This is a genomic window from Flammeovirga sp. EKP202, assembly GCF_014534745.1.
Lineage (GTDB): Bacteria > Bacteroidota > Bacteroidia > Cytophagales > Flammeovirgaceae > Flammeovirga.
Genome location: NZ_JACVVP010000058.1, coordinates 1 through 18,104 on the forward strand (window position 1 = coordinate 1; position 18,104 = coordinate 18,104).

Genomic DNA, 18,104 nt, shown 5'->3' on the forward strand with positions numbered 1-18,104 from the left:
AAAGCCGACCAAGAACTTTATGATGAAGATTTGAAACGCTTCCGTGATTATGTCAATACATTGGAGACAAGCAAGGAGAAAGGTAGAAAAGAAGGGATTGAGATTGGAGCAAATCTTAAAGCAATTGAAACAGCTAAAAAGTTTTTATCAATGGGTTTGAGTGTGGAGGAAGTAGCAGAAGGAACTGGTTTATCCATCGCAGAAGTGGAGAAACTAGTAAAGCACTAGCCTTTGATTAAAATTATCTTTTGACTTCAAGACAAACAACTATCAACTTTAAATAAAGCAAACATCAAAAAATGAGGTACACGCTCTTCCTATTATTATTTTTCACATTAGGGGTTTTACATGCACAAACCTATCCTTCTCTTTCTGAGCTGAAGCAACAGAAACAGCTTTTCCAACAACAGCAGTTGGAAGATAGTTTGTTGCAGATGGGAAAGATGCCACAGTTGGTCCCTTTTGTAGGAGGTAGAATCGGTGTATCAAAAGCCCACGATTTCAATCGGGGGGAAACAATAGCTCCAAACATTGCCCCTTATCTCACCGCAGGTGTCAGCTATCGCTATTTACGTTGGGAAGCAGAAGCAACAATGGGATTGAATGTGATGCTCAATACCGATTCCTTATCGTTAGGGATTTCAGACCGTTGGTTGGCCGAAGGGAAAGTAAAATACAGACTAGGCGAACAAAGAAAAGGCATGCTCAATGCAGGTCACGGATGGCAACCGAACACCAATTATATCAGTGTAGGCGGTGGTTATGCTTGGAAAAATAAAAAGGATAAAATCATTACGCTGTATTCAGATATCAACTACCACTATCAGCATAACGACTGGGGCGTATTGGCAGGCATTTCTGTAGGTTTCGGCAAAAAAGGCTTGGATCAGGTGGTCAAAAGCAATCTCAATGGTTTTGATCCCAACCGAGAAATCCAAAGTCCCAACCTCAAAATACTGGAGAAATTCAAAGATATGCAAAATATGTCTTTCAGTGAAGGTTTTAATTTGTTGACAAAAGCTTTGAATTTTGGAAATACAATTACCATTTCACAACAAGACCCACTCAAAGTCACTTACTCCCCGTCATTGCAACTGCCTCTTAGCGAAGCATGGAGTGTTGGCATTGGTCCCAATATCTCAATGCTGTATGATTCCCTGCATACCAATTGGTCTTTTGGAGGAAGAATATTTACAAGAGTTCAGCCTCATAAATACCTACCGTATTTTCAAGTGGAATATTCAGGTTTATATGAAGCAGACTCTATTTATATTTCTCAAGATGGCGTTCAAGAGACAACAGTTCCTAGATGGAAAAGTGATATTTTAGTAGGAGCAGGATACTCTCTGCAAGTAGGGAAATTCTTCACCATCGAAGCTTCCGCCATGCGAAAAACCGGTTGGGTAGACCCCGTTGAGGGCAACCCATGGCAATTCCAATTATCCACCAAAAAAGATATCCCATTTGCAGATCCAGAAACAGACCAATTGGAAATTCCTGAAGCGACTGTTGATGTTGGCAAATTCCTCAAAGTAGGAGGGGGCATCAATGTCACCGCTGGAGAAAACCCAAGTGTAGAGGCTGCTCCAAAGTTTTATAAAACTGTAGGAGCCAAAAAGAAAACAAATATCGGTTTGTCACCCGTTGTTCGTTACGCTAGAGTAGAAGACAAAGACCTTTGGGTCTACGGAGGTCGACTATCTACCCAATACACCCCTTTCAAAGGTTATCCACATATAGATGGTGAAGTAGAAAGCATGAACGCCTCCGATCCCACACAACCCGAATACAAAAGGCATTGGTATCCTTCCCTCCGAGCAGGAACAGGGTACACCTTTCAGTTCGGTGATTTCTTTGGCATCAACTTCCAACTGCTCTATTCTTTTGTCTATGAAACAGAAGATAATCCCCTCCAAAACAGCCCATGGGTGTTCAGAATTGGGTTTAATGGGATTGGTGATATGTAACTTAAAAATTAATAATTTAGATAACTATAATAATGAAAAAACTCTTTTTTACAACAATCTTCTTATGTCAGCTTAACTTTCTATTGTTTGCTCAAGAAGTAGAAGTAGATGCTAATAGTGTGAATATTCATCAAAATACAAGTAACGATAAAGCATTAATCATAACTCAGGAAAATAACGAGCAGGTAATTAGACTACACTTAGCAAATAATGAAAGTGGTAAATATGGCTACTTTAATTTAGGAGGTACCACCACATTCAGAGGTAATGGCCAAGCTTCCTCTTTTCAGGGAACTTTAAGTGTAGGAGATGAAAGCCATGCGAGGGAACTCTTTAAAGTGAATGGTTCAAATTCGGATGTCATTTTTAATGGAACTCATGAAAATACGATTTGGAGTTTCGTCAATAAAGCAACAGGATCAGGCACCCGATTTTATGTTGAAGATGCTAATTACTCCCGTGATAGACTAACCTTCAATTTTACAAGTAATAAAGGCCAATCGAATGTAATGGCAGGAACAAGTGATGGAAATGTGGGGATTGGAACTTCAACACCAAGAGCTAAATTACATATACTTAAGGAAGGAGATTCTTCTGGTCCTGAATGGAGCTACGAACATCCTATACAGATATGGGGAGATGATCAAGATTTACAAATTGGTGTGGATACAGAAAATAGGGTAAGTTACTTTCAATCTGTTGATCATGGTACTACAGCTTCAAACATATCATTAAATGCTAGAGGTGGGAATGTTGGAATAGGTACTGTTTCACCAACTTCAAGATTATTCCTTAAACAGTCATCTGAAAAAAGTACATCAGGGTTGTCAATACAAGATAGAGCTACAAGGACTATTAATATTTATGGAGAAGGTGCTTCAGGAAGACAGGTAATTTCCACATCAGGCACAAATAATCCATTAGCATTTATTTTAAATGGAACAGAGGCAATGAGATTAGATAACAGAGGACATGTAGGTATTGGAACAACAAACCTTTCTGATTTTAAATTATCCGTTGACGGCAAGATAAGAGCAACGGAAGTAAAAGTATATACCGGTTGGGCGGATTACGTCTTCGAAGAAGATTATCATTTGAAATCTCTTTCAGAAGTAGAAGCTCATATCAAAGAGCATAAACATTTACCTGATGTTCCGTCTGCCAAAGAAGTAGAAGAAAATGGAGTGAATGTTGGGGAGACGGAAGCGATGTTGTTGAGGAAAATTGAGGAGTTGACTTTGTATATCATTGAGCAACAAAAACTAATTGACAAACAAAATGAAAAGATAAATAAGTTTGAAAAACTTCACAAAGAAATTGAATTAATAAAAAAACTTGTCAATGAAAAATAATGATTATTTTAAAGAATTAATAAACATAATTGAAAGATGAGAAAAATATTATTTGTGATATCAATATTTTGTTCCTTAAACTTATATAGTCAAGAAAAAATCATGACAGAGATTGGAGGCAAGAATGATTTTATTTACAAAAGTGGAAGAGTAGGAATTGGTATTGATAACCCAACTTCAACTTTAACAGTTAAGGGGTCTTTTAGCTTAAAAAATACTTCAATCGGAAATTCAATTTCGTTGTTTGCTAGTAGTGATGGAAATACATATCTAAATAATGCAGGAGGAGCAGATAATTCAAGATTAGGTATTCAATTCGATGGATCTAGTAGTTTTTCGTTTTACAAAAATGGTAATCTTATTAGTCATAAAGGGTCAATCGGAATTGGTGTGACACCACAGTCTAAGTTAGATGTTTATACAGGTACAGTTGCTCAAACAGCCGAAAAAGCAAATATTATGGTTATTAGAGGAGGCAATAGTCCTCAAACTAATGATAATAGAATGGTAGGTCTATCTTTAACTTTAGATCATTCTGGAAATGTGCATTCTCCAAATCAAAAATCAGTAGGAATTTTTGCCCAATCTACTAGTTCATGGAGTAATAGAGTGGATATGCTTTTCTATACAAGAGATTACGAGGGTACTCAACCATATAGTGAAAGAATGAGGATTTCAGGAAATGGGAACGTAGGTATAGGTACAACTAATACATCTGATTTTAAATTATCTGTAAAAGGAAAAATCAGAGCCGAAGAAGTAAAAGTCTACACTGGCTGGGCCGACTACGTATTCGAAGAAGATTACGAATTAAAATCCTTATCAGAAGTAGAAGCACATATAAAAGAACATAAACATTTACCCGATGTTCCTTCAGCTAAAGAAGTAGAAGAAAATGGAGTAAATGTTGGGGAGACGGAAGCGATGTTGTTAAGGAAAATTGAGGAATTGACTTTGTATACTATTGAGCAAGAGAAAAAGATTGAAGATCTTACTAGATCTTTGGATAAAGTGGAAAGTCAAGAGAAACTAATTCAACAATTATTGGAGAGAATCTCAAAACTTGAAGAGTAAATCCCTTTCCATTATTAATCCATGATTTAAAATCGTGGGTTGATGATGGTAAGTAATAGCCTATTTATTAGCTTTTGTTCCCACCTTAAAAAAAAAAGAGAACTCCCTTTTTAGAAAGTTCTCCATTCGTTACACTTGATTTAAATAATAAGGTGTTTCACTAATGGAACACCAGAAATTGCTTCTTAATTAATGGGATTGAGCGTCCATTTTGTTTGGTCACCGGTCCATGCTTTTGGAGCTTGCTCGACTTTGATGTCGTCAATGGAAGAAGAATTACTATAATCCTTCCCTTTGTTTTTGGCTCTGAAGCGTTTCCCTGAGCCATGATTTGTCAGAAGGTGAGTATCTGCATCGATCTCAATTTCCCATTCGATATGATGAGCTACACCGCTGAAAGTAGACCTCTGAATTAAATCTGAAAAATCATCATTATCTATTGGACGGAAATACATTCCTGTCGCTCTATTTTTGAATCGGAAATACCCTTCGTTTCCTTTTTCAATAGACCATTGACAGTAATAATCTGAAGCGGTGTTACTATCCACCACCATTGTGGCTCCATTTTGATCGTTTAGTGGTCTAAGTCTTTGAGAGGTGCCATAATTTTGGATATAATAAAATGGGACTACTTTTTCTCTGAATAACTCTCCTGTACTGTTCAGCTCACCGTTGGACAAATCCACACCTTTCCAACTATCATACAACACCAATCCATTGACTCCTGCATCAATAGCAGCATCAATTCGGATAGCTTTGTTATCATACTTTTTGTTGAGGTTTGTTTCCGAATCCCAAGTAGGCAAATTGCCAGAAGCTTGAATAAATCCATCCCATGCGTTGTGATCAAAACCAAGGTTATGCGTCGTAGCAATACTGATATACTGCTTAATATTCGTCTGATTTAGAATGTCCGTACCGGCAGGGACACCCCATGTACAAGGACCAATCAATTCAGCCCCATTTACATTTCCATACAACTCACTGTAGATATTATCCATTTGATTGGCATACCAATATTTACCAGGAGCACCGTCTTCATTAAAGGGTGAAATCCAATCACAAGGGTATTGGTTAGAAAAACGTTTGATACGATCCACTAACGCATTTTTAGCCCATGTTTTTCCTAAAACACTCGGACCTGTACCACCGTTTTCGTCATAAAGAACACCATTGGCAATACGGCGTGCACCTTCCCAAAGGGCAGGGTTGGCAAATACTTTAAGGTTTCTTTTAACAGCCTCAGTATAGAGGTAGTCAAACATAGCAGTATTTGGGTTTACATTGTCGGCGAAAATGGTAATACGGATGCCATTTACTCCCATCTTTTCAAAGCCGTCTAACAAATTGTCGATTTGACTTTCCGAAGTAAGTTTGTTTTTGATTTGTGCCTGTTTGACATCCGCAAGCACCCAAACCAGATTACCTCTGTATTGAGTATAGGAATGAGTGAAGGAAGTAGTTCTTTGATTACTTACCTGTTGGATGTTTTTGTTCTCATCAATAAGGTTTTTTGTGCAAGAGCAAAATAGCAGTTGAACAAAGAAAGAGATTAAAATAATTTGTTTCATTTCAAAAATTGGTAGTAAGTGTAACAATTACAATTAGGTTGTTTTTGTAATTTAAAAAGGGGTACGTAATCATATTTAGGGGTTGAAAAATTCGAAAAGTGAAGCAGATTTCGCTAAATATCATCGCAAGTGGAACCTATCGCCTTAACACTTGTGATATAAAAGAAGTCGGGAGACTTCTGCTGATCTGTAAGACACGAATGTCGCTAACGCTAAACATTCGCGCTAGTTGACTTTCTACCCAATTCGTTTGGTAGTGCTTTCTTCAGCCTTGAAGGGAAAAGCGTTAAGAATTTCATGTATTGAGCCGTTAAAAATGATTTTGCTGTTTGAGCATCTCAAAACGATGAAGTTTTGATCGAGTTAGCCTTTCATTAGGCGAGAGGAATGGAATTTAGCTTTTGACTTCAAAGCCTAGATTTTTTGCTTCGTTTTTTATCAATGGAAAAATGAAGAAGAAGAAACCTTGAAAGTAGACCTTATAAAAACTGGTTGAAAGTTTGATTGAAAGTTGACCATAATTCAGCTAAAACTGTATTTAATAGGTCTAAAACAGCGTTTTACGAAATCTTACCCCCCTTTATCATATTTTGTCAACTCTCATTTCTTTCAATTAGGATTAAAATTGTAAAGTCAAAAGTATGATGAAAGAATATAACTTTTAACGATGAAGAGAACTATAAAAAATATACTGATAGCTGTATGTGTGATACTGACTTCTAATCTATCAGCACAACACCTGAAATGGGAAGACCCTACTTTTTATCAATATAATAAATTGCAAGGTAGAGCGACATCCATTCCTTACAACAACATTCAAGAAGCAACTAAAGACAACCAATCCAATGTTATTTCTTTAAATGGAAAATGGAACTTTAAATACGTAGGCACTTTTACGGAAGAAATTGATATTTCTAATCTAAACGTAAAAGGGTGGGATAAAATAGAAGTCCCTTCTAACTGGGAAATGTTGGATTATGGGAAGCGTATTTATACCAATACCAAATACCCTTGGGGTAAGGTAAATCCTCCTTTTATTCCTCACAACAAACAAGAAGTGGGGCTATATCAAAAGGAATTTACATTAAGCAACGACTGGACAAAAGAGAAAGTAATTCTACATTTCGGAGGTGTGACTTCGGCTTTTGAACTTAATATTAATGGAACAATGGTGGGCTACAGTCAAGATGATCGTTTGCCTTCGGAATTTGATATTACACCTTATATCAAAAAGGGAAAAAATACTGTAGCATTAAAAGTGTATCGATATTCTGATGGTGCTTATCTTGAAGATCAAGACCACTGGAGATTGTCTGGTATTCATAGAGAAGTGAAATTGATCAAAGAAAACAAGATGAGGATCAATGATTTCTTTGTAAGAGCAGGCTTAACGGATCAATATACAAATGGCGATTTACAAATCCATTTTGAAGTGACCAGCCCTTACGCTCAACAGGAGTGGAAGGATTACAAGATCAGAACAACGTTAAAAGACAACGGTGTGAAGGTGAATTCTTCAGAGGTAAGCGTGAAAAAAGTGATAAAGAAGAGACCTCAAAGAGACGACTTGCCGTTTGCACATATACGCCAAAGCATTGAAAATGTAAAAACATGGTCAGCTGAACAACCTCATCTTTATGATCTATATATTGAATTGGTCAATACTAAAAATGAGGTGGTGGAAGTTCGTACCTCAAAAGTGGGTTTCAGAACAATTGAATCAGATGAGAAAGGCCGTTTCCTTGTCAATGGAAAACCTGTATTGATCTATGGTGTGAACCGTCATGATCACCATCATTTGACTGGCAAAGTGGTGACAGAGGAGGATATGCGTCACGAAATCAAATTATTAAAGCAATTTAATTTCAATTCTGTAAGAACTTCACATTATCCTAATGATCCTAAGTTTTACGACTTATGTGACGAGTATGGTATATACGTAATGGATGAAGCAAATTTAGAAACTCATGGTATTACAGGTGACTTAACAAATAATAGTTTGTGGTCGGGTGCCTTTTTAGATCGTATGGTGAGAATGGTAGAGAGAGATAAGAACCATCCGTCAATCATATTCTGGTCTTTAGGTAATGAATCAGGTACAGGTTTCAATCATGCTGCAATGGCAAGTTGGACGAAGGATTTTGACCCTACACGTTTGATCCATTATGAAGGTGGACAAGGGGATCCAACACATCCAGAATATTTGGATTATACTTCAAAAGAATTCAAGGATAAATTAAATCAAAACAAAATTGTTTCAAATGGTACAGACCCTTCGTACTTAGATATGTTGGGGAGATTCTATCCGTTACTTGAAAGTTTAGAAGAATTAGCGGAAAAAGATCCAACAAACCGTCCTATTATCTTGACGGAATATGCTCACTCCATGGGGAACAGTACGGGTAACTTTGAAGATTACTGGACATTAATTCGTCGTGTGGACCGTCTTGTAGGAGGATATATTTGGGATTGGAGAGATCAAGGAATTGAGGTGACTGCTGAAAATGGAGAAAAATATTTCGCTTATGGCGGTGATTTTGGAGAAGATATCCATGCAAGCAACTTCTGCTTAAATGGTGTGATTACATCTGATGGTCAACCGAAAGCGGCGATGTATGAGATCAAGCATGCTTTTCAACCTATTCATTTTGAAGTAGCTGATTTCAAGGCTTTCAAGGTGACTGTCTCAAACCGTCACTTCTTTGAAAATACATCGATTTATGATTTTGAATATGAAGTTTTAGCGAATGGTTTATCGGTAGAAAAAGGGACTTTTGATTGTCCGATTATTGAAGCAGGAAAATCTCAAAAAGTTAAACTTCCTATCTCAATTTCTAAATTTGAACTTTCTAAGGAGTATTTTGTTACTCTAAAAGCAACCTTAAAGGAAGAGCGTAAATATGCAGAGAAAGGTCATGTTGTAGCACAAGATCAATACTTAGTTCCACAAGGAGGATTGTTCACTCCTGCATTTGCTCAAAATCAGGGAGAATGGAGTAAGAAGGGCAACAAGATTTCATACAACGATTTTGAAGTGGTTTTAGATGAAAAAGGTCAAACTATCGAAAAAATTGTTTATCAAAATAATGAGCTGATTAGCAAAATGCCAACTCCAAATTTCTGGAGACCAGCTACTGACAATGACGTGAGAGCATCCAATGTACATAAGAAGAAAAAGTACTGGAAAACTGCTTCTAAGAATTTAAAAGTCAGTGCAATGAATATCGAAGATTCTAATGCAGGTTTATGCATCAATATAGAATATCAATTGCCTGAAGATAAGGCTTCTTGGACCACGACTTATACATTGGGTAAAGACGGAAATGTACATGTAGAAGCAGCTTATGTTCCTCATGCGCCACTACCTAATATGGTGAAAGTTGGAATGCAAATGGAAGTGCCCAACACTTTATCAAACATAGAATGGTATGGTAAAGGACCTGAGGAAAATTATATTGATAGAAATGTGGGTGCAATGATGGGCGTTTATGCAATGGCATTGAATGAGTTTGCACAAGATTATGCATTGCCTCAAGCTTATGCCAATAGAACAGCCACTAGAAATTTTGTTTTGACAAACAAAGAAAATAGTGGTGTGAAGTTCTCAAGTGCTCAACCATTTGAGTTTAGTGTTTATCCTTATTCAGATCAAAATATTGAAGAGGCAAAACACACAATTGACTTGAAAAAGTCGGACAACCTGACTGTTAATATAGATCACATTCAAATGGGAGTGGGTGGAAACAACTCTTGGAATGAGGTAGGTAGACCATCGGTGGAATATAGAGTTCCGTCACAACCTTATCATTTCCAATTCTACATCTCTCCAAAATCAAAAGAAGAAAAATCTCAGCTTTAAGTAGCTGATCATAATTAAATATAGTTTATAAATGTAGAATGAATTGATCTCAGGTAAGGCAAAATTTTTCGTCCTAGCCGTAGCTAAGACGAAAAATTTTAACGAAACCTGAGTTTAATTCAAATGCATTTAAGCTATAGATAATTTTGAACAGGTACTTAATTATAAAAAGACAGCGATGTTTAGTTAGAGACCATGTTTCAAGTGTTAAGCGATAGCGTCACTTGGAACACATAATTGGCGAAGTCTCCTGACTTCGAAATACAAAAGGAATAATAACCATTTCTTTCGAAGTCGGGAGATTTCCCCAAATGTAAACCACAAGTGAACCTTACGGCTTAACACTTGCGACATTAAAGATTAATATTGCTCTCATAATCATCGCTGATTTATGAAATGAATTTTTTAAATAACAACTACAAATGAAAAACATTACTTTTTATTTTCTATTCTTTCTGCTGACTTTTACGCAAGTATACGGACAAGAATGTAAAACATTGATTGATGATGATTTTGAAGTAGAAACAGATATGGATAATCTACCTTCTTATATCAGTATCAATACTTCTGGAAATGTCAATGGTGGTGATATTTATTTCAAAGAAGGAATGTTGCATATGGAAACACCTGCAGGTGGTGGACATGCAAAAGCCAACATTAATTATGAGGCATTCTCTCAAAATGAATTTGAAATTTCTTTTAGAGTAAAGTCCAATAATAGTGGTGGATATACTTTCAAAATGGACTTTTTGGATGCCAACAACAAATGTTGGATTGGTCTAAAATACCCTGATTATGGTAGAAGAGACATCAGATGGGATATTTTGGAAAATGGAGGTGTACCGGGTGGTAGTAATTTCCCAGAAGAGCATTCATTGTTAGATGCAGATTATGCTGTTGATACATGGTATGATATAAGAATGGTATTTAATGCCAATCACCAAGTTGCGATTTATTTAAATGGTGTCTTGAAATTTGATCAGTTACCATTGCCTGAAGTGGTACGTGACTCTCCAATTACGACAATCAAAATGTATTCTCAAGGTTCTAAGAACAATGGTGTAATCACATTTTTTGACTACTTCAAAACGGTGGAAGGTCCTCAGCTCAACAAAGATTTAATCAGTCAAAGTATTTTAGAGGCAGAAAACTTTTTAGCAATTAAAGAGGGTTCAGGTCAGTACTCTCAAGAGGCGATCGATCAATTGAAGGCAGATATTGCTACTGTAAAATCAAAAATGGATGATTGTAGCCTTTCGCAAGAGGAATTAGACGCTGCAGCAACAGAAATGGATGACGCTTTGGATCACTTTAAATCCCAAGTTATCATTATTCCAACTGACGTTACTGTAACAGTGGATTGGAGCTCAATGTTGATGGAGAGAAAAGCAGAGTGGCATGGAGCAAACTCTACTTACAACGCTGATGGACAAGGTTTATGGAATCCGACATTAGAAGATTTAGATCCAAGAGTCATTGATTTAGCCAATTATACAGGTTCGGCATTTTTCAGATTCCCAGGAGGAACAATGGCCAACCTTTATAATTGGAAAAGAGCAATTGGTCCTACGAGTGAAAGAGTGGATAACCTTGATGCACATAGCAACGGTAAAGCATTCAATAACAATTTTGGGCCAGATGAATTTGGAAAGCTATTGAATACAACTTACTTAAATAAGGGTTCAATCGTGGTTCCTTTTGCCTATGGAACTCCTCAAGACGCTGCGGATTTTGTGGAATATATGAATGCTGAAGTAGGGGCAAATCCAAACGGAGGAAAAGATTGGGCTTTAGAAAGAGCGAAAAACGATCAATACGAACCTTACAATATCAATGTTTGGGAAGTAGGTAACGAGTTGTACGGTGATTGGGAATTGTCTGTCTTAAATTATCCATTAAATGGTGATGACGTTCGTGGTGGAGAGACAATTCGTTCTGGAGATGCTCGATTTTATGTTTATGGTGGTACAGAATCTTTCACCAATCAAAGAGCAGTAAAACAAACTACTTGGGTGGCAGAAGAATGTACTCTAGACGGTACGCCAGAGCAGGAATTTAAAGTGAAATTTCCTCCAATAGATTTAAGTCAAGAATTCAAAGTGAGCATTGATGGTGAAGTTTGGACAGAGGTTTTAAACTTTGATAATTCATCAGCGACAGACAAGCATTTTGTTGTCACAAGCGGAACAGGCGGTACTTTTAAGTTTGGTGATGGTGTAAATGGTGCTATTCCAGAAAGTTTAGGAGATGTATTGGTCAATTATACTTCAGGTCCTCATGCAGGCTTTAGTGAATATTATGCCGCTATGAAAGCAGTAGATCCATCCATTACAGTGGTAAGTTCATTTGAACATGAAAACTTCTTTAAGTACATGGCCGATGAGAATGAACCATATGATGCCGTTGCAAAACACTATTATCCAGGGGGAGAAGCTTCTTCAGGTCAAGAGTATATCTTTGAGTTATCACAAATTGCGAAATACAATTCAAAAGTAGATGAGTTCAAAGAATACCTAGAGAAATATGACAATACCAGTCTTACAGATATTCATGTACAGCAATTCTTGTCGGAGTACGGAACGCCAAGAAACTTCTCTGCTATTCCACATGCCATTGTATTATGGCATCAAATGATGAATAATTATAAAGACGAAGTTTTAGGTATTCAAACGCACTCTTTCTTTAAGAATGATGGTACAACGATGGTGGAGACTAGATTTGGAGGTTTCTTGAAAGCGAAAGGTTTTGCTCATCATATCTTTACACATTTACATCAGGATCAATTTGTAAAAGCAGATTTTGAGGGTGAAAAATATACACACCGAAATGCTGAGATATGGAATAGTTACCCTACAGCATCGGTCAATGAAGAGAACACCATAGCGACAGTGGTAATCCCTAATACTTCAGACGGAAAACAATTGAACACTACATTTGATTTCACAACGCTACCATTTGAGATGAATGATAAAGTGGTCTTGAAAAAATGGGTAGCACTTGCCGATGATATTAATGTGGACAATATACCTGATAATCCTAATAATATACGTCTTGAAGGTCCTGTTGTAATAGATAATCCTACCGCTTTCACTTTTGATAAAGTAGCACCTTATACAGTGGCCATTTATCAGTGGGAAGTAGTCGATACCGAAGAGTTTACTTATTTATCAGAAATCCAACCAAGAGTGAATTTAGGAGAAGTAAAAGTGAATCAAGGTTTCTCTGAAGATTCTGTTTTGATGATCAATGGCTCAGAGCAGTATGATGCAGTGACATTAAGCTATTATACTGAAGTAGAGTACAATGTGAAGCGTTACTTTGATGATTTTGAAGCAGAGATTGGTTTGGAAGATAATTTCTTAGGCGGTTCTGCTATCCTTAAAGTGTTCGGAGATGATGAATTACTGTATGAGTCAGCACCGATTACAGCAAATACACCAATTGAAAAAATTAGTATTGATGTGAGAGACGTAGAGACCTTAAAGATCACAACTTCTCCAAGTTCAGGTCTTGGCTTTAACGTAGGTATTGCCAATGCTCGTTTATACAAAAATGAGAACTACCAAGATGATGTAACAAGTGTTGAAATTGACAGGTCTTCATTAAAGATTGCCCCTAATCCTTTCCAAACTAATGTTCATATCACTTTACCAAAAGTTGTGACTGGAACATTGACTATTCATGACAGCATGGGAAGAATGATCACACAACAATCTCTTCAAAATAAAATTGCATTGGATTTAAATCTCTCTCAACTCAATCAAGGGTTATATATTATCAGTATCACAAATGCAGACGAAGTATTTGTGGGTAAACTATTGAAATCGAACTAAATACATTGTAAACGAGGTTTTCGGCTATTTGTGATTTTTAGAGATCAGGATATTTCTGATGATTTGTAGAACACAAATACCGCTTTCGCTTAACATTAGTGCTAATGGACTTTCTACCTAATTCGTTTGGTAGTACTTCCCTGGCCTTGAAGGGAAAAGCGTTAAGAATTTCATAAAGTGAGCCGTTAAAAATGATTTTGTTGTTTGAGCTTTAGCGAGTTTAAAATCATTTAGGCGAGTGAAATGGAATTTAGCTTTTGACTTCTAAGCCTTGAATTTTTTGCTTCTTTTTGTTTCAAGACAAAAACGAAGAAGAAGGAAGTTTGGAAGTAGATGTTTTGAAATCTTACAAAAAGGCTGAGTGAAAATTGATGGAAATTTAGTTTACAACTAACGAAACATAAGCTTGGGATCTAATATCGGTCAATGATGATCATGAGGTCCCAAGCTCCCTTTATAACACTATTAATCAGTATGACAATGAATCGAATTATTATTATTAGCGTATTGTTGCTACTATCACTGGGGGGATATGCCCAGGAAGCAGTAACAATTACTTACGACTTTCAAAATGGTTTTGGTGCTTCTACTGCTGGAATTGGGGATCATGTGATTTATCCTCAAAGAGCAATTGTAGGTGGATCAAAATTAGTAAATCAAGGGATTGCAGATAATATGGCTGTAACTCAAATCACCAATAACAACGCTACAAATTATAGTAATACTTTTTTCCGTTTTGATATCCATACCAATAAAGGAGCTAAGTTTAAAATCAACAAGGTAAGAGTGATCCAGAAATCAGATCACGCTGGAGATCCTAATGCTATTGGAGAAGATGGCACAGGTAATACTTACATGTTTAGAATTGGAACTCAAACGAACGGTAACGCTATCTCGAATAGTGACCCTGAACAATCGTCAGGAAATCTATTGTTTTCTGATGAGTTAGAAGAAACGGAGTACATTCCTCATGAGAATTACAGCAATGTTAAAAATGGAGAGTACCTTTCTGTTTATTTGGCTGGTCGAGGAGAGAGAGTAGGAGGAAACCCTATTCCTGAAGAAGATGGAGGAGGAGTTTATGAGGATGATATTTTCAATTGGTACGTTGACAAAGTAATCATTGAGGGAGAATACGTTGAAGGCCTTTCAATCCCAACTTTTGAATTGGATTACGCTTTAGATAATAAAGACATGACAGCAGTTTCTACCAACCAAAATATTACTGCAACTGAGATGACAAGACAAGGAGGAGAGTCACAATGGAAGCAGGATAAAACATTTAGTATGCGATTGGCCAAAAATAACAATAACTTAGGTTTTAATAAAGTTGGTTTTATTTACGATATGACTGTTGCAGAAGGCTACAAAGCGATGATTCATAATTATGAATTAATATTTGCAGGGTCTGGAGAATACAGTAAATCAAGAGCATATAGAGCTTCTATTTATCATGATAAAGCAAGAGATGGGGGAGGAACAAGAGTCGACTATTATCAGCTTGATGTTTTATCAGGAGTAGAAAAATATGGAAATGGAGTCAATGAAATGGACTTTATGAGTGGACTTTTCCAAGATAACTTAGTTTTTGAAGATAGTTACTCATTTATGGTGGGTTTGAACAGGACAGGTAAAACAGATGGTTCATCACTAAGAGAATATTTTACTTTTGATCATGTCAGTATTCGTGGTACTGTAGTCCCAACAGATGCTTATGATTTATACGCTGAAATTCTAACAGGTCAGGATTTATATGTGAATGCTGTAATTGGAAGTGGTGATACAGAGTACCTTCAAGAAATAGTAAACCGTTATAAATCGGCATTACAATCTGCCGTAGATTTTGCTTTTGATGAATCGAAAACAAATGCTGAATTAACGGCGAAGAAAACGGAAGTAGAAGCGTTAAATGAGCATTTCAGAAATAATACAAATAGTCGTAGTAATGTCGCTCCAGTAGTTCAGGAAGTGACTTTATCAACTACAAAAGGAGAGGCGGTGCAATTCAGTTTGGAAGGTACAGATGCTGACAATGATATTATTAAACTAAGTATCAAAACACAACCTCAAAATGGACTACTTGAATTGGTAGGTGATGCTTACAAGTACACACCAAATCAAAACTATCAAGGAATTGAAACTTTCACTTATGTGGCAAATGACGGTCGTACAGACAGTGATGAAGGTACAATTGCTATCACCGTAATGAACGAAGGCAATAGTGCCCCTGTTGCTGTATCTCAAACATTAGATATTATTTCAGGCAATGAGTTGAGTATCACTTTAGAGGCAACAGATGCTGATGGAGATGACTTAACGTATGAAATTGTAACTGACGTAGCCAATGGTACTTTGACTGGTGATGTACCTGATTTAAAGTATGTATCTAATGCAGACTTTGAGGGTGAAGAGAGTTTTACATTTAGAGCTTTTGATGGAATTGCGTACAGTGAGGCAGTGAAAGTGACTATTACTGTAAACCCTGTTCCAAATACGGCCCCACAAGCAAAAGGTCAAGTCGTGAAAGTAATGTCTGCTCAAAGTGTAGCAATCACTTTAGAGGCAACAGATGCTGATGAAGATCCACTAACGTATGAGTTGGTGACTGAGCCATCAAACGGTATATTAACTGGGGAGTTACCAAACCTAACTTATGTATCAGATGCAGGTTTTGTTGGTGATGATACCTTTACATTTAGAGCTTTTGATGGTACAGATTATAGTAATGTTGCCACTGTTGATATTGCAGTGAGTGACCTTCCTAATACAGCTCCAGTGGCAGTTGATCAAGATGTATCGGTGACTTCTGAACAGAATTTATCTGTTGTATTAGAAGCTACTGATGCAGACGGAGATGTTGTTACGTATGAAATTGTGGACGAACCGACCAACGGTACATTAACAGGGGAGTTACCAAATCTAACTTATGTGTCAGAGGTAGGATTTGTAGGTGATGATAGCTTTACTTTCAAAGCGTTTGATGGTGTGGCTTATAGTAATGTAGCCACTATAAGTATCACTGTTGAAGCAATTCCAAATACTGCTCCAGTTGCTAAAAGTCAAGAGGTGGAAGTGACTTCTGATGAGTCCATCAATATTACTTTAGAAGCAACTGACGCTGAGGATGATGAACTAACTTTTGAGTTGGTTGATGAGCCTACTAATGGGACTTTGACAGGAGATTTACCTGATCTAGTTTATGTTTCTAATGCAGGATTTGAGGGTAATGATAGCTTTACTTTTAAAGTAACAGATGGGCAAGTGTATAGTGAGGTAGCCACTGTAAGCATTACAGTCAACCCAATTCCAAATAACGCTCCAGTAGCTATTGTACAAAATCTGGAAGTAATGTCTACAGCTTCACTTCAAGTAACATTAACGGCAACGGATGAGGATGGAGATGATTTATCATATGAGCTTGTTGATCAGCCAACAAATGGAACATTGACGGGTGAACTACCAAATTTAACGTATCAATCCAATGACGGATTTGATGGTACTGATACATTTACTTTTAAAGCATTTGATGGTAAAGATTACAGTAATACTGCCACAGTTACTATTACAGTAACACCGTTTGTCAATAACAAACCTGTTGTAAATGATCAAGAGTTTTTATTCAATCAAGGGGAGACCGTCTCTTTTGTACTAACAGGCTCGGATGATGATAGCAATGATCTAACATTTAGTATTGTAAATCAACCTACTAACGGAACAGTAACTGGTGATGTACCTAACTTAAGCTACACACCTAATGAAGGGTTCCATGGAGAAGATCATTTGACTTTTGTAGCCAATGACGGTTTTGAAAATAGCGAAACAGGAACAATTACATTTTTGGTTAGAAATACTGGAGAAGAAGAAGAGGAAAATAACGCACCTGTTGTAGAAGATATTACAGTAGAAGTGAGAAATTCTAGTGCTGCATTTATCGAACTAAAAGGTACTGATCAAGATGGAGATGATTTGAGCTATCATATAATCAAAAATGTGACTTCAGGTCGATTAGATCTTTTGGGAAGTAGCGTAGAATATTACCCGGAAGCTGGCTTTGAAGGGGAAGTGACTTTCACTTATGTAGCCAATGATGGAAAAACAGAAAGTAATATAGGTACAGTTACAATCACCGTGACAAACGATGATGTAACGAGTATTGAGGATGAATTAGCACAAGATTTAGAGGTGACTTATACCAATGATGGTATTCACATTAAAGATAAATCTCAAAGGAGTCAGTTTGTAGGATTGGTGCTTTATAATTTGGATGGGCAGGTACTCTTGAGTGAAGAGCATCAAATTCCATCTAATGGTTCAGTAACAATTCCATATCAATTCAATAAAAATAACTTATACCTCATCAAAGTGGGTGTGGGTAGTCAATTCCTAATTAGGAAGGTAATTTTCAAGTAATTAGTGAAAAGTGTGTAAAAATAGGTTGCCGAGATGAC

The 18,104-nt window shown here is 36.8% G+C and carries 7 protein-coding genes and 1 pseudogene; 7 read left to right on the forward strand and 1 reads right to left on the reverse strand.

All coding sequences use genetic code 11. The features are described from left to right. The 4 genes and pseudogenes from IC221_RS24535 to IC221_RS24550 form a co-directional block, all read left to right on the forward strand. A pseudogene (locus tag IC221_RS24535) lies at window positions 1–228 on the forward strand (hypothetical protein); the annotation flags it as partial. Between the two features lie 71 nt (window positions 229–299). Beyond that, window positions 300–1,967, forward strand: coding sequence for a hypothetical protein (locus tag IC221_RS24540; protein ID WP_188171480.1), 1,668 nt, complete (start codon window positions 300–302; stop codon window positions 1,965–1,967). Between the two features lie 32 nt (window positions 1,968–1,999). Beyond that, the gene (locus IC221_RS24545; protein WP_188171481.1) at window positions 2,000–3,319 is read left to right on the forward strand and encodes a hypothetical protein; all 1,320 of its coding nucleotides are present in this window, start codon (window positions 2,000–2,002) and stop codon (window positions 3,317–3,319) included. Between the two features lie 102 nt (window positions 3,320–3,421). Continuing rightward, on the forward strand, window positions 3,422–4,393 hold the full coding sequence (locus IC221_RS24550; RefSeq protein WP_188171482.1) for a tail fiber protein: 972 nt from the start codon (window positions 3,422–3,424) through the stop codon (window positions 4,391–4,393). A gap of 185 nt (window positions 4,394–4,578) precedes the next feature. On the opposite strand, the gene IC221_RS24555 is transcribed toward IC221_RS24550, so the two are convergent. Beyond that, window positions 4,579–5,964, reverse strand: coding sequence for an RICIN domain-containing protein (locus IC221_RS24555; protein ID WP_188171483.1), 1,386 nt, complete (start codon window positions 5,962–5,964; stop codon window positions 4,579–4,581). Between the two features lie 667 nt (window positions 5,965–6,631). Here IC221_RS24555 and IC221_RS24560 point away from each other — a divergent pair. The 3 genes from IC221_RS24560 to IC221_RS24570 all read left to right on the forward strand — a co-directional run bounded on the left by IC221_RS24560 (window position 6,632) and on the right by IC221_RS24570 (window position 18,066). Continuing rightward, the gene (locus IC221_RS24560) at window positions 6,632–9,823 is read left to right on the forward strand and encodes a glycoside hydrolase family 2 TIM barrel-domain containing protein (protein WP_188171484.1); all 3,192 of its coding nucleotides are present in this window, start codon (window positions 6,632–6,634) and stop codon (window positions 9,821–9,823) included. Between the two features lie 422 nt (window positions 9,824–10,245). Next, complete coding sequence (locus tag IC221_RS24565) at window positions 10,246–13,656, forward strand: NPCBM/NEW2 domain-containing protein (RefSeq protein WP_188171485.1); 3,411 nt, start codon at window positions 10,246–10,248, stop codon at window positions 13,654–13,656. Between the two features lie 480 nt (window positions 13,657–14,136). Further along, window positions 14,137–18,066: an Ig-like domain-containing protein gene (locus IC221_RS24570; RefSeq protein WP_188171486.1), complete on the forward strand. Its 3,930-nt coding sequence runs from the start codon at window positions 14,137–14,139 to the stop codon at window positions 18,064–18,066. The last annotated feature ends 38 nt before the right edge of the window (window positions 18,067–18,104 follow it).